Origin of the sequence: Streptomyces sp. TN58 (genome assembly GCF_001941845.1) — a bacterium.
GTDB lineage: Bacteria > Actinomycetota > Actinomycetes > Streptomycetales > Streptomycetaceae > Streptomyces.
Genome location: NZ_CP018870.1, coordinates 4,645,412 through 4,665,566, shown reverse-complemented (window position 1 = coordinate 4,665,566; position 20,155 = coordinate 4,645,412). Strand labels below are relative to the sequence as shown.

Below are 20,155 nucleotides of genomic sequence, written 5' to 3'. Positions count from 1 at the left end.
CGGTCACGGGAGGCTCCTCTTGCTGAGGTCGAATCGCTGGTAGTGGTGGCCATTGTACGCAGGCGCATTGCTGTCGCCCTTGACGACCACATAATCCAGCTTCCCCTGTTTGAGGGCTGTCTTAAGGGCCTCTGCGAGATCACCCTCGCTCTTGATCTTCTTGCCTCGATCTGTCATTTCCCTAATGATGTCGAAAAAATATTCCTGCGACCCCTGGGAAACCCTGCGTCCACTGAGCAAGTTTCGGCCTCCGAGTTTCGTTTTGATACTGCTCTTTGCCTCTATGACGATGTACCTGCCGTCTGGCGTGAGCCACACCTGGTCGAACTGGTCGTTGCCATTCTTCGGCCCATGCAGGGTCTGCTTCACGGAACCGGGGTGATTCTCCGCGATGTAGTGGTACTCCGCCACGAACTCGCCGTAGCGCTCGGTTTCCTTGATCATCTGCGTGTGGGACTCCCGGTACACGCCGCGGCTCTCCGCCCACAGGCCGAGAGTTTCATCGGTTCCGGTTATCTTGTGGGTGGCCTCCGCTTCCTTCTTCAGTCTTTCGGCGAGAGTGTCCCACTCGATGGTGAAGTATCGGTCCTTAGTGGCGACCTTGAGCCTGTCCAGGCGTGCCGAATCGGTAACCGTTCCGGCATCCCTGTGGATGAGATCGGGGTCAAGATAGTGGGGCGTAGGCGGGTCGGGGGCATCCTTGGCCCTGATCCACGGATGGTTTTCACTTTCCCTGGTGAGCTGGGGCGGCGTGAGCTTACTCTCGTCCTTGTACTTGAGTCTTTTTCGGTTTCCGTTTTCTTTGTAGTAGGAATCAAAATACCCGGGCTCTTCGTTGGCCCGATAGACCTGAATTTCCTCGATCTGATCTACGGTGAGACGCCCGGGACGGCCGTAAGGATTACTGCCGTGGAGCATGAAGCTGGGCCGTGGCACCGGCTGGCGCGTGGTGGCGGGAGCCGATGTTGCCGCATTGTCCGTGGCACCCGTGCCCGGGGTAGGCGCGGCCACGTCGTCCGCAGTGTTCCCGAGGTCGCCCAAGCTTCCGGTGCCCGGCGTCTGCGGGTGGTGCCCGCCCCTGGACGCGGGGTCGTGGTGGCTACCGCCCGCACCCGGGCCGTCGTCTCGACTGCCACCGCCCGGTCCGTCATGGTGGGTGCCGGCGGTGCTCGGGGGGTCCGGGCGGGGGGCGCCGCCGGGGTTGTTCAGGTCGCCCCGGGGCACGTTCTCCGGGGCGTGGCCGCCCGGGGTGTTGTCGATGCCGCGCGGGCCGTGGGCGCCGTTGTCCATGGCGTGGACGGGGTCGGAGATGTTGCTGCCGAGGTTGATGCCGTTGTCGCCGCCGCGGCCGCCGACGCCGGCGAGTTCCAGTTCCGGGACCCTGGCGGTGGAGGGGGTGTCGACCTTGGGGGCCTCGGTGCGCGGTACGCCTGCGCCCGTCTCCGGGGAGGGTTCCTTCGGGGCGGCCGTGCCGCTCTGGTCGAGGCTGCCGTCGGCCTTGTAGATGTTGCCGTCGAGGTCCATGAACCGCGAGGTGCCGTCGGGCGTCGGCAGTTTTACCGTTCCGGGCGGGAACGTCGTGGTGTTCTCCGGAAGCTTGATGTTGCCGTCGGAGAGTTTGATCGCGCCGTCCGGGACGGCCGAGCCCGGCGGGAGGTGGATCGCGCCGTCGGGCAGCATCACGGCGCCGTCGGGTAGGGCGACCGCGCCGTCGAGGTTGATGTTCGGGACCTCGATCTTCCCCATGCCCTTCAGGCCGGCCATCACGTCGCCGATCTTCGAGATGCCCGCGCCCGCGCCCTTGAAGACGTACGTCATCGGGTCGACGATCCGACCGGCCTTGCCCGCGACCGACAGCGCCTTCGCCACGGCGCCCGCCTTGCCCGCGCCCGAGACCGCGCCACCCGCACCACCCGTGCAGACCGTGGTGATCACGTTGAAGGTGACCGCGCCGGCCGCGCGGCCGGGGTTGGAGCCCCACTGGTCCCATGCGAGAAGTGCCTTGCCCGTCTCCTTCATCGCGGTGCGCGACTCACGCAGGTAGGCGGGAAGCTTGTCGTCCGGCACTGCCATGTACAGCGCACCCACGCCGGGGATCATGGCGATCGACAGGCCCGTCCCAAGCTTCGCCAGGCCCGCCCACGACTGCTTGAACGTGTCCCAACCCTGCAAACCGACCAGGCCGCCCAAGCCCTTGAGAGTCCCCCACACGCCGTCGACGAAGAACCCCTTGCCGTACTCCCAGGCGTGCTCCCACACCTGCCACGCCGGGATGGACTCCTCGACCGCGTCGCCCCACGGCAGGGACTTGGACTGCTTCATCGCCTCGGCGTCGTAGCCGTACATGTCCGGGGCGTTGGAGCCGTCGTTCACGCGCAGCGGCTTGCCGCCCACCAGCGCGACGATTTTCGCGTGGGCGGCCCGTTCCACCTCGAGGAACTGCTCCCACACCTCGGCGATCTCGTTCCGGCGATCGAGATTCTCGTCGATCAGGCTGCCGTCTTCACGCCACTTGTCGTCGTCGGCGACCTTCGTACGGAACGCTTCCGCCTCCGTCTTCAGAGTCTTCAGCTTCTCGACGATCGGCGCGGCGTCGCGGGAGTACGTACCCAGCGCGCCGGCGATGGTGCCCATGTCGGAGCTGAGCTTCAGTCCAAGGTCCGAGACGGGCTTCGTCGTCGCGAAGAGCTGGTCGGCCTCGGGTGCCTGGTAGAAAGCCTGGAGCCCGCCGAAGCTCGTGTGGACGTCCGAGGCCTTCGTCGAGACCGTGGCCCCGCCGGACGAGATCAGCTTGACCTTTTCGTCCAGTACGGCCAGGTTGCCGGTGAAGACCGGTATCTCGGCCGGGTCGACCGGTGCGTTCCCGCTCACTTCTTGCCCCCGGGCTTCTCACGCAGGATGTCGAGGTTGACGGACTTGGCCGCGTCCTGGGCCGCCTTGGCCTGGTCCAGGTCGCCTTCCAGGTACTCGTTCGTGGCCTTGACCGCGCCGAGGATGCACGCCTCGATCCGCTCGGCCATCGACTTGAACTCCGGCTTGCGGGCCGTCAGGTACTCGCCCAGGGCGGCAGCCACCGGCCCCATCGCCTTCTGCGGCGCCACGAAGGCCGAACCCGGAGCCGGCCCCGCCCCCGGGGCCAGCGGACCCTGCGGAGTCATCCCCGACTGCGAGCCCGGGACGGCCGTCCCCGCGGCCTGGGCCGCCTCAGACATGGCTGTGAGCAGCGCGTTCAGGGCCTTCTCCAACTCGCCGGCGTTCCCGCCGACGGTCTTCAACTGGCTCTGCACGCCCTGCGGCTTGATGTCCCATGACGTCATGGACGATCCACCCCCGTGAACCCGACTTCCCTACCGGCTATCCGGCTTACCGGCCTGCTGAAACGATCCTGCTCAGCCGATGTTGTCGACCGCGGCCTTCGCGCGCTGCAGCGTCTGGCGCGCCGTCGCGTCGTTCTTCTCCAGCGTCGTGTTCAGCAGCTGGATGATGTTCTTGACCTCCTGCGAGGCGTTCTTCCAGCGCAGTTCCTTGGCGTGGTAGTCGTCCGCCACACCGTCCGCCGCGAAGTCCGACATGGCCGCCGCGACCTGCGCCTCACGTGCGGCGATCACCTGCTCCAGCTGGCCGATCACCGCCTTGATGCCGCCCTGCACCTCCGTCGAGGCGCCCACGTCGTACGCACGACGGTCCGTCCCACCCGTACCCATGACAACCACACTCACCGTTGAAACCGAAGAAAGAAGAAGAAGCGGAACCCGGCCGGCCTAGCGGCCGCGGAAGCGGGCGGCGTCGAAGTTCGCCGAACCCTGCGTCTGGCGGGCGTTCTCGCCCTGCTCCTGGTCACCCGACCCGAACGCCTGCTCCATACCCGACTGGCCGCCCAGGATCGCCGCCAGCGAGGCGTTCAGCTCCTTCGCGATACCGTCCGCACGCAGCTTGAACGAGTCGAACGCCACCTTGCCCTGCCCCTGGAACTTGCCCTCCAGCGGCTGCGCGGCGGCCACCAGCTGCTTGATCAGCGATCCCAGGTCGGTATTCGACGTACGCGACCCCGACATCAGGTTCGTCAGAACCTGAGTCCCCATGTCGAACTTCATCCCACACTCCCCCGCACTCCCCAAAGAGGATCAATCGATCACACGTATGACGAGTCCCATCAACATACATCGCACCTGCAACCAGCAACGAAGCGGTTATGGCTTACCCATGACAACCCGCCAGGCACTTCCCTGCCACAAGCCCACACCTGTGTGCGGGAGCGCGCCATACTCCGAACGACCGGTACGTCATCGCACACGAGAACTCCGCGACGACACCTCCGGCCGACCGCCGCCGGACGATCAGCGGCGCGTGGCGGAGCCGGTGGAGGCGATGAAGGCGAGGACGTTCTCGGCGTAGCGGTGCGGGGCGGTGAGGTGGGGGACGTGGCCCTCTCCGTGCAGAGTCCGGGCCTGCGCTCCGGGCAGCACCTGCGCGAGCCGGTCGACTATCGCGGGGAACCACGCCGGACTGTCGGTGCCCTTGCTCAGCATCGCCGGGCCGGTGTAGCCGGCGAGCCGGGCGAGGTCGACGGTGTCCCAGCCCGGGTCCCCCTGTTCGTCGGCGGCCGTGGGGGCGTTGGTGGTGAACGTGCGCCGGGCCGCGTGCGGCATCGCGTCCCACGCGCCCGGCCCGAACACGACCTCCTCGACGAAGCGGCGCGCGCCGCCCTCGGAGTCGCCCGCGCGCACGTCCGCCATGACGGCGTCGATGGGCGCCTGCGCCTCCCGCATCAGCCGGTCGAGCTCCGGGTCGCCGGCGACGACGGCGGTGAGCGGCGGCTCGTGGACGGCGAGGCTGCGCAGCAGTTCGGGGCGGCGGGCGGCGAGGCCGAGCGCGACCGAGCCGCCGAAGGAGCTCGCGGCCACGTGGACGGGGGCGCCGAGCATCTCGATGAGCGCGGCCAGGTCGTCCTCGTCCTGGGCCCGGGTGCCCTGGCCCGGCGGGCGCTCGCTCCGGCTGTGGCCGCGGCGGTCGTAGACGAGGACGCGGTGGGCGCGGGCGAGATGCGGCAGGACGGCGTCCCAGCTGTGGTGGTCGGTCCAGGAACCGTGCACGAGGACGAGTGGTTCCCCGTCGCCCTCGATCTCGTAGAAGAGCTCGACGCCGTTCACCTGAGCCCGTGCCATATCCGGTCCCCCTTGCCCGTTGCCATGCCGGCCTCCCCGCGAAGCCTTGATCATGCTGTCAGACGCGGTTCACTGCTGGACGGGCGTGGTGGCCGACCAGAACTCGTCCTGCTCGTCGGGGCGCTGGGGGAACGGCCCCTTGCGCTGCGAGGTGTTCGGCTTGGTGGCGGGCTCCATGACGTCGGAATCGGTCAGGCAGGGGGTGGCGGCCTCCAGGAAGAACTGTCCTTCACCGCCCACCTCGACCGAGAGGCTGTAGCCGTCCGGAGTTTTTGCGAAGATGGCAGGGAACTTCGGGCTCTTGTTCACATTGGTGATCTTGTAGCCGCGGTCCTTCCAGGTCCGCTCGATGACTCCAAGCAGGGCGCCCCGCCTCTGCTCGGAGACGATGGTGAGGATCAGGATGGTCCGCTTGGCTGCCGCAGTGCCCGTTCCCCCGCCCACCGCGTTCGTGCAGCCGGAATCCGACGAGGAACCGTGGTTCCACTTCAGCTCCGGCCGTACGGCTCCCAGCGTCTCCTGAAGGATGGCGTCGGCGCGCTCGGCGCCCTGCTGCAGTCGCATGGACTTACTCCTCTTGGCTGATCCGTCATCGGTACCCGGGCCGCATCCCGCGACTAGGGTTGCCAGCGCGAAAAGCACGGCTACGGCGCGCGGTGACTTCATCGGGGTTCCTCGGTGCTGATGTCCTCGGCATGACCCGAGACGATCCGTGCGATGTTCGACGCGGAATCCAGGTCCTTATCCGGGTTGAAGTAGTTGGAGTGTGCGTCCATGGGGCCGTCACCTTCCATGACAGGCAGTGGGCCGTCGTCCACCTTGAAGCGGTTGCCTCCGAAGTTCTTGTGTGCTGGATCCGTGCCGAAGTAGATCTGGCTTTCGTCGGTGAGCGCGTCGCCCATCACGAGTCCGTGGACGGCGCCCCCAGCGCCTCCGACGATGGCTCCACCCACCATGCCGAGGGGCCCCAGAACCGATCCTGCGAGGCCGCCGGCAACGGCACCCGCCGCCCCACTGCCCAGCATCGCCCCGGACTCCACCTTGTTCGGTGCCATGGAGACCGGGTCGTGGTCGGAAGCCCCCACGTAAACGTGCTCCTTACCCACCCCTAGCTGGTCGGCGCGCTGCGCCCCGGTACCCGGGCTGCCCACCAGGACGATGTCGTCGACACCGGGGATCCCGCCGCTTTGCAACGCAGACTGCCCCACCGTCAGCGAACCGTATGAGTGACCGATGGCGGTGATGTGTGGGTCGGAGTTGTGGTTCGTGGCGGCGAGACCCGCCATGAACCGGCTATACGCCGGCGCCCCCTTCTCCGCGTGCTCCTTTGACATGACGTCCAGGTTGTCGAGGATCCTGTCAGCAGGCAGCTGAGGCGCGTCATAGCCGAGCCAGACGATGGACGCGGAGCTCGGATCGAACTTCTGGGCGCCCTTGGCGGTATCGCGGGCCCGAGTTAGGTCATTGCGGGCGAACTCCGCGTCGAGCGCGGTGCCCAGCCCCGGAACGTACGCTGAGACATTCCGCGACGTGTCCGGGTTGCCGAAGGCCACGATGGCCCGGCCTCCGCCCTGGTCTCCGATGCCCAGCAGGTACATCGGGGGATCTCCCGGCTTGGGATAGAGCAACTGGTGGTCGATCGAGCGCATGCCCGCGAGCTGTGTCCGGGATTTTTCATCGCTCTGTTCCGACAGCTTACCGATCAGCATCTGGAGGTTGTCCTGGTTAGCCTGGTGCCGGACGTCCGCCGGGATGCCGTCCAGGTTGCCGATCACGTCGGGGTAAGTGGCCATGAGCTCGGCCCGCTGGTCCTCCGTGAGCCCCTTCCACCAGCTGCTGCGGTCTGCCGGGGAGCTGCTCTCCGGAATGGTGTCGCGCAGGTAGTCCGCTGCTTCCCGGCGGACCACGGCCGCATCGCCCGCGGCATCGGCCCAGGTTGCCTCCGTGACATCGAGGCCGTCCGGCGCCTTGAGGCCGTTCAGCGCCCGCGTGAAACGGGAGTCAACGTCCTGGGCCGCTGTCAGCGCGCCCGCGATACGGGTGGCTATCTCCTGGGCGACGGCATGGTGCGGATTGGCACTGGTGGGAAAGGGCGCCTTGCCCCGGGGGTGCGTGGGTGCGCCTTGGAGGTGCAAGGGTCGGTCGACGCCCCGGACGGAACCGCCCGGCACCGGCTCCTTGGTGAGGAAGTTCTCGCCGCCCTGCGGATACTGGACGGATCCGTCCGAGTGGACGGTGTAGCCGTGCGCCGCCGCGTCGTCGAGCGCCCGCTTGAGCCGTACCTGCTCCTCGGAGAGTTCGTGGGCCAGCGAGTTGAGGGTGGTACGGACGAGGCCGCACTCGGTGTGGATGAAGTCGAAGTTGCGGTCGACGCGCTTGAGCCGTTCGTAGGCCGCGGTCGCGGACGCACCCTTCTGCGACTCCAACGCCTTGATCATCCCTACGCTGATGCGCGTACGCCCGGTGTCGGCCCTGGTGCTGACGTCGGCCCACGCGGTCGCGGCCTCCGTGAACTCCTGGGTCTTCAGATCGCGGAGCTGCTGCCAGGTCAGTGTCACCGGTCGGCATCCTGCTTGAGCACGAGCTGCGAGAACGCGACCTTGTTGTTCTCGTCCACCTCGCCGATTTCCCGAGCGACGTTCAGCAGAGCGCCCTGCACCGAGCCGCACTCGTCCCGTATGGCGGACACCCGCCTCTCCCACGACTCGCGGACAGCGGCCAGCGCCGCAGTTGCGCCGAGCCCCGCCGTCCCGGCAGCGATTCCCTCGTGTGCGGCGGCCATCTTGCCGAGACCTTCAGCCGTGGTGACGCGCAGCTCGCCTGCCGCGACCGAGGCCTTGGTCCAGGGTCCGCCGGAGTGCGCCAGATCCCCGTCTCCTCCGCCCCCGCCGCTGGGTGCGGCAGCCGATGCCAGCCTCATGGCCGGTGCTTCGCCGAAAAGCTGCTGCCAGTGCGCCGGCAGGTCTCCCTGTGTGCTCATTTGGTGTGACACCCCTCCTGCGGCGCCTCCCCGACGCCGTTTCCTTCCCCCAAAGAATCAGTAAGCGCACGACGAACACAAGTTCGCCATGCGGCCCCTCCGGACATTGGGGAGGCATGTCATACCAGCTCGAAACGGCCCCGACCAGGGGCGGGCGTACTCAGACCCGGGGGCGCGTCTGAGTGCCCGTACCCAGGGGTGTGTTCAGGGGATGCTGCGGTCCTCCGCGGTGATCGGGACGTCGTTGATGCTGGCTTCTCGGCGGCGCATCAGGCCGTCGTCGTCGAACTCCCACTGCTCGTTGCCGTGGCTGCGCCACCACTGGCCGGAGGCGTCGTGCCACTCGTACTCGAAGCGGACGGAGATGCGGTTGCCGGTGTGGGCCCACAGCTCTTTGCGGAGCCGGTAGTCGAGCTCGCGCGCCCACTTGTCGGCGAGGAACGCGCGGATCTCTTCGCGGCCGGTCAGGAAGCGGTCGCGGTTCCGCCAGACGGAGTCCTCGGTGTAGGCGAGGGCGACGCGTTCGGGGTCGCGGCTGTTCCAGGCGTCCTCGGCGGCCTGGACCTTGGCGCGGGCGGTCTCGTCGGTGAAGGGCGGGAGGGGCGGACGGGCGGTCATGGCGCATCCTTTGGGCGAGGGGTTGAGAACGGACGTTCTCCTGATCGCGAAGACTAGGAGAACGATCGTTCTCGCCGCAAGCGGTTTCGGGCTACGCTGCCCTCATGGACGACGAAGAGGCCCGTACCCGACTGCTGGACGCGGCGGAGGAGCTGTTCTACCGCCACGGCATCCAGGCGGTGGGCATGGACCGCATCCGCACCGCGTCCGGCGTCCCGCTCAAGCGCCTCTACCGGCTCTACCCGGCCAAGGAGTCCCTGGTGGCGGCGTACCTCGAACGCCGCGACCGCCGCTGGACGGCGAGCCTGCGCGAGTCGGTGGCGGCGGCGTCCGCGTCGACGCGGCCGCCGGTTCTGGCCGTGTTCGACTGGCTGGCGCGGTGGTTCGCGGAGCCGGACTTCCGCGGCTGTGCGTTCCTCAACGCGTACGGGGAGCTGGGCGCGGCCGCGCCGGAGGTCGTACGCGTCCACAAGGCCGAACTCCGCGCCCTCCTGACCGAGTGGGTACCGGCCGGGTCCCCGCCCTCGCTCGCCGACCAGCTCCTGGTCCTGGTCGAGGGAGCGACGGCGGTGGCCGCCCTGAACCCCGGCCCGGAACCGGCCCGCCGGGCGCGCGAGGTGGCGGAGCTTCTGCTGTCGAAGTCGAAGTGACGCGGGGGCGCCTTCCCGCGCCGTCGCGTGGTGGTTCTTCGGCGGCTCCGTCGCCACCGTCCGTGTTCGCGAGGCACGGGCCGGCCGGATCAGCGGCTGCCTATGGGGGTTGCGCCGGCTTGATGCCGAGGGAGAGGCCGGGCAGCGCCTCCGCCTCCTCCACCTCATGGGGCGGCCTGGCGAGGTCGGGGGCAACTGGGTACGCGTACTCACGACAGGAGCGCGGGGCCGCCCGACCATGGAGGTATGAACGCTCGTACGCTGGCCCGCCTCACCTTCGCGAACCCCGCTTCGGCGATCTACCTGGGCCTCGTCGGCGTGGCCGCGGTCGTCGCGGCGGCCGTCACGCTGTTCGCCCCGGATCCCGGGTTCGTATGGGTGCTGCCGGCGCTGTTCGCGTTCCCGCTGATGCTCGTCGTGGCGCTGGTCCAGGCGGCGGTGCTCGGGGAGGGGCAGCCGGCCACGTGGCTCTTCCTGACGGAGCTCGTGGTGTGCGTACTGCTCCAGTCGCTCGCCCTCGGCACGATCGTGGAGGCCTCCCGCGGCCGCCTGCGCCTCCGGTGGCGGGCGGGGGCGGGGGCGGGCGTGGGGGCGGGAGTGGCAGAGCTGACTAGCCTGCGGCGCCGCGCGGGAAGGTGATCTCCACCCGGCGGTTCTTCTTGCGGCCTTCCTCCGTGCTGTTGTCGGCGATCGGGTAGTCCTCGCTGTAGCCGCGGACGTCGAAGACGACGCTCGGGTTCGTCACGGTCTTGGCCAGCTCGTTGTGTACGGCGTCTGCCCGCTGCTTGGACAGTTCCTTGCCGTGCTCGTAGCTGCCCTGGTCGTCGGTGAAACCGAAGACGCGGATGCGGGTCGCCTTGGACTGGTTGATCTCGTTCCCGATGGCCTGGATCCGGGCGGCGGCCTGCGCGTTGAACACGGCGCTGTCCTCTGGGAACAGCACCTCGGACTGCAACGCCATCATGACGGTCTCGTTGGTCTCCTGCCGCCGCTGCTCGCCGCCGAGGTCTTCGACGACCTCGGCGATGTCGAGGACCTTGACCGGTGCGAGGGTCCCGCCCTGCGGGATCTTCAGCCCGGGGGCGTTGGAGTCGATCGCCACGGGTGCGGAGGCTGAGGGCTCTGTGCCGGGGGGTACGGAGGGCTTCACGTCGTCGGCGTGGGCGGCGGTGGCCCCGACGAGGTGTCCTCCCGCGATCACAAGACCGGCAGCGGCCGTGGCGGCGACGGTGCGGTGGCGTGTTGTCATGGGGTCACCCCGAGATTTTGACGGTGGCCGTGGCAAAGGTGGGCAGGCTGAACTCCACCTCTGTGGTCGAGGTCGGCGGCGCAGGGAACTGTGCAAAGAACGGAACCACCTGACCGGGGTCGACGCTCGAAATCCCCGTGGTGCACAGGCAGCGCGCTTCGGTGTCCCGCAGTACGTAGTAGCGCTTCTTGCCCGCCTTGTCGACAAGCGTGGCCCCGGCCACGGACTCTCCGCTGCCCTTCAGTTCGATTCCCCGCCACGCCGAAGTACCGGTGAAGGACTGGCTGCCCGTGTTCTTGATCTGACCGTTGACCGTCAGGAACCCACCCGGGTCGCGCTGCAATGAGTTGACTACCAGTGTCATACCACTCGCTCCGTTCACGGTGGCGATCACTGCGGTCGGTTCGGAACCCTGGCTCCCGCTCGGCGCCGGGTTCTGCGCTCCTGATCCCTGAGACTGGGGAGCTGAAGGCTTCGGCTCCCCCTTCGGCTTGTTGTCTGCGCCATTGCCACCACACCCGGCCAGCATGAGGATCACGACCGCCGCACCCGCAACAGCCGCTCCCCCGCGGACCTTCACCATGCGCCGCATGCTCATCTGTGAACGCTTCCTTGTCTCTCGGTCCCCGTCAGCCGACGAGTCGCACGCTGAACAGTTTCTTGGTCAATCCGCTGAGCGAGCCGGGCTTGAGCGGGTCGAGCTTGATCAGATCCCCGCCGCAAGCGAAAGTCACCGTTGGCGGAGTAGGCGTCGGCGGGGCCGTCGAGCCGCCCTCCCCTGGCGTGGTGGGGCTAGCGGTGGGCGTTGGAGTGGATGCCGCACCCAGGTGGCACTTCGGCTTTATCAAAGCTGTGGCTGTTGCAGTCGCGTGCATGCTCTCGGTCCCGGGAATCACGGATTGACCAACTGCTCCCCGGGTCTCCACCGTGACGGTGAACCTGGGGCCTGCGGGATCACATGACGTCACTGTCGCGTCGTTTTTCGCTGCGAAGGCGGTGGCCTCGCCACATGCTTCGCCGACCGCGAAGGCCTTCCCTCCGAGGATCTTCTCCCAGTCGCCAGATGTCAGCGCGGCCAGGTCGAGACCCAGCAGCACATCGTCCCTGACCGCCCGCCCGGCAGCCAGAGCTGCGGCGTCCGCAGCACCCTGGGCGTCGCTTCGCTTGACGGAAGCCTGGCCGACGACGAAGAAGGCGAGCGCGGCAAAGAGCAGACCCGCCACCACGACGACGTAGATGGGAAAGGCCTGGCCACGGTCGGCCGTTCGCCGTTCAAGCGACGTCATCAGCCGGCTTTGATGTCCTTCACCGCCTGCTTGATCCGCGTGGTGATCTCTGTCCCGACACCGGAGCCGACGATCGCGCCGACGATCACGATCACCACCAGGATGATGCCCAGGTACTCGAAGGCCGTCTGACCGCGGTCCCGTTGGGCGTGGCGGCTGCGGAGCCTCGTCACCGCCGTGTCCGCCCATCCGTTCACCCTGATCCGCGCCTCCACGGCGGCCTTCAGCAGCGTGTTCTGTGACATGGGGGTTCCCTCCCGGGCCGGTACCGGTGTCGATCTGCGGACGGTACGGCGAGTCACCGGTCGTGACCAAGGGTCCCGGGACCCAATTACGGACCCACTGCGCACTCCGTCTACCCATGACCGGTCACTCCTGGACGGGCGGTTCCCAGCCAGCGGGCTATCGCCTCGCTGCGCGTGGCGCTCCGGAGCTTCGCGAAGATGCGGTTGATGTGGTTCTTGACCGTCTTCTCGCTGATGAAGCAGGCGGCGGCGATCTGCTGGTTGCTCATCCCGGACGCGATCAGATCCATGATCTCCACCTCACGCGAACTGAGCCCGAAGTCGACCGAGTTGTGCATCCGCTCGGACGACTGTGCCACATCGCGTTGCGGATGCGAAGAGGCGCGGAGTTCCGCCAGCAGGGCGCTCGCCGCCGTCGGCGTGAAGTGGGGGCGGCCCAGGGGGGCGTCGTGGACGGCCCTGACCAGGTCGTCGGCCGTGAACTCGCCGTGTACGAGGTAGCCGCCGGCGCCCAGCAGCAGGGCCTCGCGGACGATGTCGGCCTCCCTGCTGTACGTCAGCATCAGTACGGGCGCCAGCTGCACCAGGTGCGGCAGCGCCGAGATCCCGTCCACCCCCGGCATCCGGACGTCCAGCAGGACCACGTCCGGCGCGTGCCGGCGGGTCAGGCTCAGCGCCTCGCGGCCGTCCGCGGCCTGGGCCGTCACGTCCACGTCACCGGCCGCGCCCAGGATGGCCGCGAGGCCGGCCCTGATGACCGGGTTCCCGTCGGCGATGAGCACGCTCAGCCGCGCCATCGCTCAGCCACCCCCGAACAGCGCGCCGAAGTCGACGTTCGCGCCGTACACGAAGCCGCACACGAGGAGGATGAGCGTGCCCGGCAGCATGAACATCGTCACCGCGAACGTCGCCTTCGGCACGGCCCGCGCCGCCCGCCGGCGGGCGTTCTGGGCGTCCGTACGGCGCATGTCCTCGGCGATCGCGATCAGCGTGTCGACGATCGGGGAGCCCAGCTCCTCGCCCTGCTGGAGGGCGGTCACGAACTGCGCGACCTGCTCGCTGTCGTTGCGCCGCCGCAGTTCGTCGAAGGCCTGCCGGCGGCTGACACCCATGTCCATCTGCTGGAGCGTGATGCGGACCTCGTCCGCCCACGGCCCCTCGTACTTGCCGGCCACCCGGTCCAGCGCCTGCCGGAAGCCCAGCCCCGCGCTCACCACCACGGCGAGCACGTCCAGAAAGTCCGGCAGCGTCCGCTCGATGTGGTCGCGGCGGACCCGGATGGCCGACCACAGGCCGACCTCGATCCAGAACAGGCCGAACGCCACCATCAGCAGGGCCGCGACCAGCTGGCCGTTGACCAGCATGGAGAAGGCGCCCGCGGCGCCCAGTACCCCGTACACCGCACGCCGGGCCGCGTACCGGTCGATCGTCAGGCCGGCCGGGTTGCCCGCCATGTCGATCTGCCGGCGCTTGCGGGCCACCCGGGCGGCGCCCATCGCGCGCAGGACCAGCGGCGCCCAGCGGATGCCGATGCGGTCGACCAGCGATCCGACCGCCGTCGTACGGGTCGCCCCGACCTCCAGGGCCAGGGCCAGGTCGGAGGGGAGCTTCACGTCCGCCCGGTAGAGGCGGATGCCGTGGAAGGCCCCGAAGACGGAAAGGCTCACGGCGAGGGCGAGGAGGAGTGCGGTCATCGTCCCGTCCGCCCCCTCACACGTCGATCTTCGAGAGGCGGCGGATGAGGACGAAGCCGAGCGCGAAGAGGCCGAGGGCGACGAGGACGGCCGTCTGCCCGAGGAACGCGCCCGTCATCCGGTCCAGCGCGCCCGGCATCATCATGTCGACGAGCAGCAGCGAGCCGAGCCCGATGGCGGGGACCAGGTAGGCCGTCACCGTGACCTGGGACAGCTGGGTGCGGATCTCGCGGCGGGTCTCCTTGCGCTGCTCCAGCGTCACCGTCAGGTTGCGCAGGCTGTCCACGATCGCGCCGCCCGCGCGGGCCGACAGCACGAGGGTGGAGACGAGGACGACGAGTTCGCGCGACGGCAGGCGTTCGGTGAGTTCCCCGAGGGATTCCTCGATGGAGTGGCCCACGGCGAGGCGGTCGGCGACCCGGGCCAGTTCCTCGCCGGCCGGCGCTTCCAGTTCCTCCGCCGCGATGCCGATGGCGGTACGCAGGGCCAGCCCGGCCTGCGTGGCGTTGGCGAGGATGCGGGCCAGGTCGGGCAGCTGGTTGATGAAGCGCTCCGTACGCCGTGCCCGCTGCCAGTTCAGGAAGGCGTTCGCCGCCCAGCCGCCGATGAGGCCGGCGACCGGTCCGAAGAAGGGCGCGAGGAGGGACGAGGCGATGAGCCAGACGCCCGCGACGGAGGCGAGCATGTAGACGAGGAACTCGCCGGGTGTGAGGTCCAGGCCGGTCGTCGCCAGCTTCTGCTCGATGCGCCGGCCGAGCTTCGTCTTCCGCAGTCGGCGGTCGATCTTCCGGAAGCGGCGTGCGCGGCCGAGCGGTTCGGGTGCGCCGCTCGCCGAGAGGCGTTCGACGAGGGCGGCGTGCTGGGCGCGGCCGGCCGCGTACGCCTGGAGGCCGACGACCGCGAGCACGCAGGCCAGCAGCGTGATGCCGAGGGTGAGGAGGATCAGTGGGTTCACAGGGCGGTCCGTGTGATGTGCGGGGTGGTGAGCGGGTCGTCCGGCAGGGCGACGCCGAAGGCCTGCGGGATGGGCTGGTTGTTCATGTAGAGGCGTTCGGCGATGCGGCGGGGCAGCGGGCGGTACTCGAAGAAGCCGTGGACGCGGCCGTCCGGCCCCATGGGATGGGCGACGAAACGGCAGACGGTGGTGATCCGGAAGGGTTCGCGGCCGTGTGATTCGAGGATGGAGATCTCCGTGATGCGGCGCGAGCCGTCGCCGAAGCGCGTCAGCTGGACGATGACGTTGACGGCGCTGTTGATCTGGTCCTGGAGTGCTTCGAAGGGGATCTCGACCTCCGACATGGAGGCCAGGGTCTGCAGGCGCGTGAGGGCGTCGGAGGAGCTGTTGGCGTGGACGGTTGCCAGCGAGCCGTCGTGGCCGGTGGACATGGCCTGGAGCATGTCGAGGGTCTCGCCGCCGCGGACCTCGCCGACGATGATGCGGTCGGGGCGCATGCGCAGGGAGTTGCGTACGAGGTCGCGGATGGTGATCCGGCCCTTGCCCTCCACGTTCGCGGGCCGGGATTCCAGGCGGATGACGTGGGCCTGCTGGAGCTGGAGTTCGGCGGAGTCCTCGATGGTGATGATGCGCTCGCCCTCCGGGATCAGGCCGGAGAGGGCGTTGAGGAGGGTGGTCTTGCCGGTGCCGGTGGCGCCGGAGACGATCACGTTCATCTTCGCCTGCACCAGCCCGGACAGCAGCAGGAGCATCTGCTCGTCGAGGGAGCCGAGGGCGATCATCTCGTGCAGGGTGAAGGCGCGGGGGAAGCGGCGGATGGTGAGGGTGGCGCCGGTCAGGGAGAGCGGCGGGATGATGACGTTGACGCGCTCGCCGCTCGGCAGGCGCGCGTCGACCATGGGATTGGCCTCGTCGACGCGGCGGTTGACGGTCGAGACGATGCGCTCGATGGTCTGCATGAGCTGTTCGTGCGAGGCGAAGCGGAGCGGGAGCTGTTCGACGCGGCCGGCCCTCTCGACGAAGATCTGGTCGGGGCCGTTGACCATGATCTCGGAGATGGAGGCGTCTTCGAGGAGCGGTTCGAGTACGCCGAGGCCGAGGGCCTCGTCGACGACGCGGCGGATGAGCTGCGCGCGTTCGACGGTGGACAGGACGGGGCCCTCGCGGCTGATGATGTGCCCGAGTACGCGTTCCAGGCGCGCCCGGCGCTCGGCGGGCGCGAGCGCGGACATCTCGGCGAGGTCGATCTCCTCCAGCAGCTTGGCGCGGTAGGAGGAGACCAGCCGGCCGTCCTCTCGGGGGCTGTGGCGGTCGTCGGGGGTGCTGACCCGGGAACGCAGGCTCATGGTCCGGTCTCCTCCGGGTCGTCGTCGGGCATGACGGCTGTGGCCTTGGCCGGTTCGGGGTTCAGCCCGGGAATGATCGAGTTGACGGGGATGACAGCGACGGCTGTGATCGCGTCGCCGGTCCTGGTCACGCGGACGTCAGCGCCGATCCCCTCCCTCACGGCCGCCACCCCCGCCGCCTCGCCCCGGCCCCGGTGCTGGGCCTCCACGCGTGCGGCCGTACGGGCGGCCGTGTCCGCCTGCTCGTGCACGTACGCGACCCAGCCGAGCTGGATGCCGCACAGGGCTACGAACAGCAGGATCGGTATGAAGCCGATGTACTCCAGGGCGACTTGGCCCCGGTCGGAACGGATGCGCCGCCTCATCTCACTCGGCCTCCTTCTCCAGTGCCGCGCCGCCGGTGGCGTCGATCTCGCCGAAGTCGAGGCCGGGGAAGAAGACCGGCACGCCGAGGGTGACCTTCGCCCGCATGATGTCGCCGGACCGCACGCAGACGGCCTTGGGTCCCCAGGCGGCCCCGATGTGCTCCTGCGCGGCCGCCTGGCAGGCCTGGGGCCCGTGCACCGCCCCCGCCCTGGCCGCCTCGTCCGCCGCGTTGCCCGCCAGGGAGAAGGCGTAGCCGATCAGGACGCACTCCCAGACCGCCGCCACCAGGAGCAGGATCAGCGGGACCGTGCCGACGAACTCGATCGCCACCTGGCCCCGGTCGCCCCGGCGGCCCCGCTCGCCCCCGACCGCTCTTCCCGCGGGCATCCGTCAGCCCTCCCGGCCGCGGCGCAGGCGGGAGACCGTGCCCGCGGCGCGCAGGGTCAGGGCGCCGCCCGGGGAGCCCGAGGGGGCGGGCGTGTCGGGGGCGGGGGCCAGGAGGCCGAGTTCGCCGGCGAGAGTCCACAGGGCCTGCTTGACCGTCGACCGGTTGTCGAGGTCCTGGACGCGGCCGGCGTCCACCACGGCCTGGAGTTCCTTGAAGGCGGCCGGGACGGGGGTGCGGGTGGCGCGGGTCTTGGTGATCTTCTCGATGAGGGCGGGCTGGATCTCGGTGTGCTTGCTCCAGCGGTTGACGACCACCGAGGTGTCCTCGGCCTTGCGGACCTGGAGGCGTTCCCACATCCGGACCATGCGCTTGGTGGCCCGTACCGCGATCACGTCGGGTGTGGTGACCAGGACGGCGACGTCGGCCATCTCGACCGCGGCGGCGTTGGCGCCGGTGACCTGGGTCCCGCAGTCGACGACGACGAGTTCGTAGCGGGTGCGCAGGGCGCCGACGATGTGGCGGGCGGCCCGGTCGTCGACCTCCTCGCCGCGTTCGCCGTCGGCCGGTGCGAGCAGCAGCGCCAGGCCGGTGCGGTCCTCGTACACGGCGTCCTGCAGGACTCTCTGCGAGATGTCCTGGATGCCGGCGAGGTCGGCGATGGAGCGCCGGAACTGCACGTCGAGGTACGAGCCCACGTCGCCGGCCTGGAGGTCCATGTCGACCAGTGCGGTACGCCGTCCCGAGGCGGCCGCGGCGAGTGCGAACTGGACGGCGGTGAAGGTGGTGCCCACTCCGCCCTTGGCGCCGGTGACGGTGACCACCCGTCCGCCCGGCCCGGTGACGGCGTCGGCGGCGGCCCTGCCCAGGTGGCGGCGGACTCCGACGGCCCACTGGGCGGCGGCCTGGACGCGGGCGGCCAGTTCCTCGTAGGACAGCGGCAGGCCGACCAGGCCCCGGGCGCCGGAGTCCATGGCGGCGGAGAAGAGCGCGGGCCCGGCGTCCGAGGAGACCAGGACGACACCCACCGCCGGGAAGCGCAGGGCCACCTCCCGGATGAGTTCCAGGGCGGGCACCGGACCGATCCGCTCGTGTACGAGGACCACCTCGGGGAGTTCGTCGAGGGAGTCCGCGGCGAGCCGGGCCAGGGTGTCCAGCAGGGTGGTCGAGTCGGCGACGGGATCCGCCGGTTGTGCCGAGGGGAGCTGGCTCAGCAGGGTGGAGAAGATGCGGGCGGCGTCCGGGTCGCCGACGGCGGGGAGGATTCGCGTGGTCATCCGGGCCTCACCTGTCCCCGTCGAGGGTGTACGTACGGTCGTCGGCGGAGGGCGCGGAGTCGGTGCCGGGGGCGACCAGCGCGAGGCGCACGTGCTCCGCGAAGGACTCGGCGTACGCGACGCGCTGGGTGTCCTTGGTGCTGAGGGCGAAGGTGATCGGGACGGCCTCGGAGGGGCCCTTGCGGTCGCTGTCCTTCTCCAGGGCGGTGAGCTTGCCGACGCCCAGGACCCGGGCGTTGGCGACGATGATCACCGAGCGGGAGGGTTCGGTGTCCTTGGCGCCCTTGAAGGTGGCGATGATGTTGACCTTGGCGCCGGAGGTGATCTTCCCGGCCACTCCCGTCGCCGCGTCGATCATGATGGCGATCTCCTGCTCGCCGGGCTGGAGCTGCGGCCGGTCGACGAACATGTCCGACTGGAGCAGCGATCCCTTCTTCAGGGTGGTGAGCGCGATCTTGTCCTTCAGGGCGGCGAGGTCGGTGACGGCGGTGCCGGAGAGCCAGCGCGCGGGGATCCTGACCTCCTCGAACTGGCTGTCCGCCAGCGGGCTGTACGGGACTATGTCCGCCTTGGCGCGGTAGGCGACGACCTCGGACCCGACCTTGGAGTTGACGTCGCCGATCACCACGAGGACTCCGGCGAAGGCTCCCAGGGCGCACAGGACCGACAGGATCAGCAGAATGACGCCGCGGCGCTGGCGTGAGTTCATAGGCCGTACTACCTCGCCGTTCTTTCTTCACTCGTACGTTCGGTCGTCGGTCAGGGTCTGGAGAGGCCGGTGCCCGCCGGCACCGCCGATGACGGTGGTGGGGTGGCGGGCGGGGCGGTGAGCGGGGCGGCGCAGAAGCCGCAGCGGTCGCCGATGAGTTCGAGGCCGCACCAGCGGCACTGCTCGCGGCGTACCGAGGCGACCAGTTGGTAGAGCACGGACAGGTCGGGGATGCCGGCGGCGAACTCGACGAGCTTGGGGGTGCCCCACCAGGCGGGTGAGGCGGCCGGCAGCGGGTTCTCCAGGACGCCCTGCACCTGCCAGGCGGTGGCGAGTTCGGCGGCGACCCAGTCGGAGGCGAGCTGGCCGCGCGCGAAGGTGAGGTGCGTGGCGAAGCCGGGTCCGGCGGGCAGGTCCGCTGCCGCGTCCGGTGCGCCGCCCGCTGCGCCAGCCGGTGCACCGCCCTGCGGGGTGCCGCCGCGGCCTCCACGGCCCCCGCCGTGCGCACCGCCGCGCCCGCCCCGTCCGCCGCGCCCGCCCCCGCCGGCGGATCCCAGCCTGGCCAGGTGCGGTGTCGGATGGGCGAGTACGGCGAACTGAGCGCTCGGCGACCAGGACCGGGCGTGCGCCCCGAGGCCGACGGGTACGCGGACCCGGTCGAGTTTGGCGACCGAGCCGAGCAGGGCGCCCGCGTAGATGTAGTGGGACAGCAGCCGGGCCGCGGAGGCGATGACTCCGGGGCTGAAGTCGCAGACGCTGAGCTGGCGCAGCTGACGGGCCAGCAGGGCCGTGCCCAGCGGCGGGAGATCGATGTCGAGGAGCGCGATCCGGTCGGTTTCCAGGATGGCCCGGACGGTGTGCAGCCGCTGGACGGTGGTCCGGGGCAGCCAGGGCGGTACGAGGGCGACGAGGTGGCCGTGCCGCTCCAGCAGGGCACCGGTCGCGGTGAGCGCGGCCTCCAGGTCGTGCTGTTCGGGCGGGTGCAGCAGGGCAGCCCCGGGCGTGTGCCGGTCAGGGGCCGGCAGCACCAGGTCGGCGCTGGTGACAGCGATTGCGGTCGGCACGCGAATCCCCCCGTTCCCCCACGTCCACGTTCTCCCCGTACGCCCGGACTCTCGCGCGCTCGACGGGGACGCGTCGCAGCCGTTTCGCGTGCGCGCACCACTGCGCGGCCGCTGACGGCGCGTCACCCGTCCCCCCTTGCCCCAGCACCATAACCGCGTGACCCCT

The 20,155-nt window shown here is 69.6% G+C and carries 24 protein-coding genes; 2 read left to right on the top strand and 22 right to left on the bottom strand.

Annotated elements, in window-relative coordinates:
- Positions 1-3: 3 nt before the first annotated feature.
- From BSL84_RS21325 to BSL84_RS21285, 9 genes are all read right to left on the bottom strand, one after another.
- Positions 4-2,871 (bottom strand): hypothetical protein, encoded by a 2,868-nt coding sequence (locus BSL84_RS21325; protein WP_075970932.1) that lies wholly within the window; start codon positions 2,869-2,871, stop codon positions 4-6.
- Positions 2,868-3,317 carry a DUF6507 family protein gene (locus BSL84_RS21320; RefSeq protein WP_075970931.1) on the bottom strand — a complete coding sequence of 150 codons (450 nt, stop codon included), beginning with the start codon at positions 3,315-3,317 and terminating at the stop codon, positions 2,868-2,870. The genes BSL84_RS21325 and BSL84_RS21320 overlap by 4 nt, the downstream gene beginning before the upstream one ends.
- A gap of 72 nt (positions 3,318-3,389) precedes the next feature.
- Entirely contained in the window at positions 3,390-3,704 is a 315-nt protein-coding gene (locus tag BSL84_RS21315) for a pore-forming ESAT-6 family protein (RefSeq protein WP_045320797.1), read from the bottom strand.
- A gap of 57 nt (positions 3,705-3,761) precedes the next feature.
- Complete coding sequence (locus tag BSL84_RS21310; RefSeq protein ID WP_030966572.1) at positions 3,762-4,094, bottom strand: hypothetical protein; 333 nt, start codon at positions 4,092-4,094, stop codon at positions 3,762-3,764.
- 243 nt (positions 4,095-4,337) lie between these two features.
- Positions 4,338-5,165 carry an alpha/beta fold hydrolase gene (locus tag BSL84_RS21305; RefSeq protein ID WP_075970930.1) on the bottom strand — a complete coding sequence of 276 codons (828 nt, stop codon included), beginning with the start codon at positions 5,163-5,165 and terminating at the stop codon, positions 4,338-4,340.
- Between the two features lie 69 nt (positions 5,166-5,234).
- On the bottom strand, positions 5,235-5,729 hold the full coding sequence (locus tag BSL84_RS21300; protein ID WP_030036450.1) for a hypothetical protein: 495 nt from the start codon (positions 5,727-5,729) through the stop codon (positions 5,235-5,237).
- Between the two features lie 98 nt (positions 5,730-5,827).
- Entirely contained in the window at positions 5,828-7,723 is a 1,896-nt protein-coding gene (locus BSL84_RS21295) for an alpha/beta hydrolase (RefSeq protein WP_075970929.1), read from the bottom strand.
- Positions 7,720-8,145, bottom strand: coding sequence for a hypothetical protein (locus BSL84_RS21290; protein WP_079273259.1), 426 nt, complete (start codon positions 8,143-8,145; stop codon positions 7,720-7,722). The genes BSL84_RS21295 and BSL84_RS21290 overlap by 4 nt, the downstream gene beginning before the upstream one ends.
- A 204-nt stretch (positions 8,146-8,349) precedes the next feature.
- On the bottom strand, positions 8,350-8,763 hold the full coding sequence (locus BSL84_RS21285) for a nuclear transport factor 2 family protein (protein WP_075970928.1): 414 nt from the start codon (positions 8,761-8,763) through the stop codon (positions 8,350-8,352).
- A 104-nt stretch (positions 8,764-8,867) separates the two neighbouring features.
- Between BSL84_RS21285 and BSL84_RS21280 the strand changes: the two genes are divergently transcribed.
- Together BSL84_RS21280 and BSL84_RS21275 are read left to right on the top strand one after the other, a co-directional pair.
- On the top strand, positions 8,868-9,413 hold the full coding sequence (locus BSL84_RS21280) for a TetR/AcrR family transcriptional regulator (protein ID WP_030036442.1): 546 nt from the start codon (positions 8,868-8,870) through the stop codon (positions 9,411-9,413).
- A gap of 246 nt (positions 9,414-9,659) precedes the next feature.
- Complete coding sequence (locus tag BSL84_RS21275) at positions 9,660-10,052, top strand: SCO4225 family membrane protein (RefSeq protein WP_075970927.1); 393 nt, start codon at positions 9,660-9,662, stop codon at positions 10,050-10,052.
- On the opposite strand, the gene BSL84_RS21270 is transcribed toward BSL84_RS21275, so the two are convergent.
- From BSL84_RS21270 to BSL84_RS21210, 13 genes are all read right to left on the bottom strand, one after another.
- Entirely contained in the window at positions 10,024-10,662 is a 639-nt protein-coding gene (locus BSL84_RS21270) for an OmpA family protein (RefSeq protein ID WP_030036439.1), read from the bottom strand. The genes BSL84_RS21275 and BSL84_RS21270 overlap by 29 nt on opposite strands.
- A gap of 4 nt (positions 10,663-10,666) precedes the next feature.
- A complete protein-coding gene (locus tag BSL84_RS21265; RefSeq protein WP_075970926.1) occupies positions 10,667-11,260 on the bottom strand; it encodes a hypothetical protein in 594 nt (197 codons plus the stop codon).
- A gap of 31 nt (positions 11,261-11,291) precedes the next feature.
- Positions 11,292-11,948, bottom strand: coding sequence for a pilus assembly protein TadG-related protein (locus tag BSL84_RS21260; RefSeq protein ID WP_030036436.1), 657 nt, complete (start codon positions 11,946-11,948; stop codon positions 11,292-11,294).
- Positions 11,948-12,193: a hypothetical protein gene (locus tag BSL84_RS21255; RefSeq protein ID WP_030036434.1), complete on the bottom strand. Its 246-nt coding sequence runs from the start codon at positions 12,191-12,193 to the stop codon at positions 11,948-11,950. The genes BSL84_RS21260 and BSL84_RS21255 overlap by 1 nt, the downstream gene beginning before the upstream one ends.
- Before the next feature lie 110 nt (positions 12,194-12,303).
- Positions 12,304-12,990: a response regulator gene (locus tag BSL84_RS21250; protein WP_030036432.1), complete on the bottom strand. Its 687-nt coding sequence runs from the start codon at positions 12,988-12,990 to the stop codon at positions 12,304-12,306.
- 3 nt (positions 12,991-12,993) lie between these two features.
- Positions 12,994-13,887 carry a DUF5936 domain-containing protein gene (locus BSL84_RS21245; protein ID WP_030036429.1) on the bottom strand — a complete coding sequence of 298 codons (894 nt, stop codon included), beginning with the start codon at positions 13,885-13,887 and terminating at the stop codon, positions 12,994-12,996.
- Between the two features lie 16 nt (positions 13,888-13,903).
- Positions 13,904-14,842, bottom strand: a complete 939-nt coding sequence (locus BSL84_RS21240) for a type II secretion system F family protein (RefSeq protein ID WP_075970925.1) — start codon at positions 14,840-14,842, stop codon at positions 13,904-13,906.
- Complete coding sequence (locus tag BSL84_RS21235; RefSeq protein WP_030036425.1) at positions 14,839-16,188, bottom strand: CpaF family protein; 1,350 nt, start codon at positions 16,186-16,188, stop codon at positions 14,839-14,841. Before BSL84_RS21235 ends, BSL84_RS21240 begins: the two co-directional genes overlap by 4 nt.
- Positions 16,185-16,553 (bottom strand): TadE/TadG family type IV pilus assembly protein, encoded by a 369-nt coding sequence (locus BSL84_RS21230; protein ID WP_045323796.1) that lies wholly within the window; start codon positions 16,551-16,553, stop codon positions 16,185-16,187. Before BSL84_RS21230 ends, BSL84_RS21235 begins: the two co-directional genes overlap by 4 nt.
- Position 16,554: 1 nt before the next feature.
- Positions 16,555-16,941, bottom strand: a complete 387-nt coding sequence (locus BSL84_RS21225; RefSeq protein WP_030036421.1) for a TadE/TadG family type IV pilus assembly protein — start codon at positions 16,939-16,941, stop codon at positions 16,555-16,557.
- A 3-nt stretch (positions 16,942-16,944) separates the two neighbouring features.
- Entirely contained in the window at positions 16,945-18,216 is a 1,272-nt protein-coding gene (locus BSL84_RS21220) for an AAA family ATPase (protein ID WP_075970924.1), read from the bottom strand.
- A gap of 7 nt (positions 18,217-18,223) precedes the next feature.
- The gene (gene cpaB, locus BSL84_RS21215) at positions 18,224-18,925 is read right to left on the bottom strand and encodes a Flp pilus assembly protein CpaB (RefSeq protein ID WP_075970923.1); all 702 of its coding nucleotides are present in this window, start codon (positions 18,923-18,925) and stop codon (positions 18,224-18,226) included.
- Positions 18,926-18,975: 50 nt separating this feature from the next.
- Positions 18,976-19,989: a hypothetical protein gene (locus tag BSL84_RS21210; RefSeq protein WP_079273258.1), complete on the bottom strand. Its 1,014-nt coding sequence runs from the start codon at positions 19,987-19,989 to the stop codon at positions 18,976-18,978.
- Positions 19,990-20,155 lie beyond the last annotated feature (166 nt).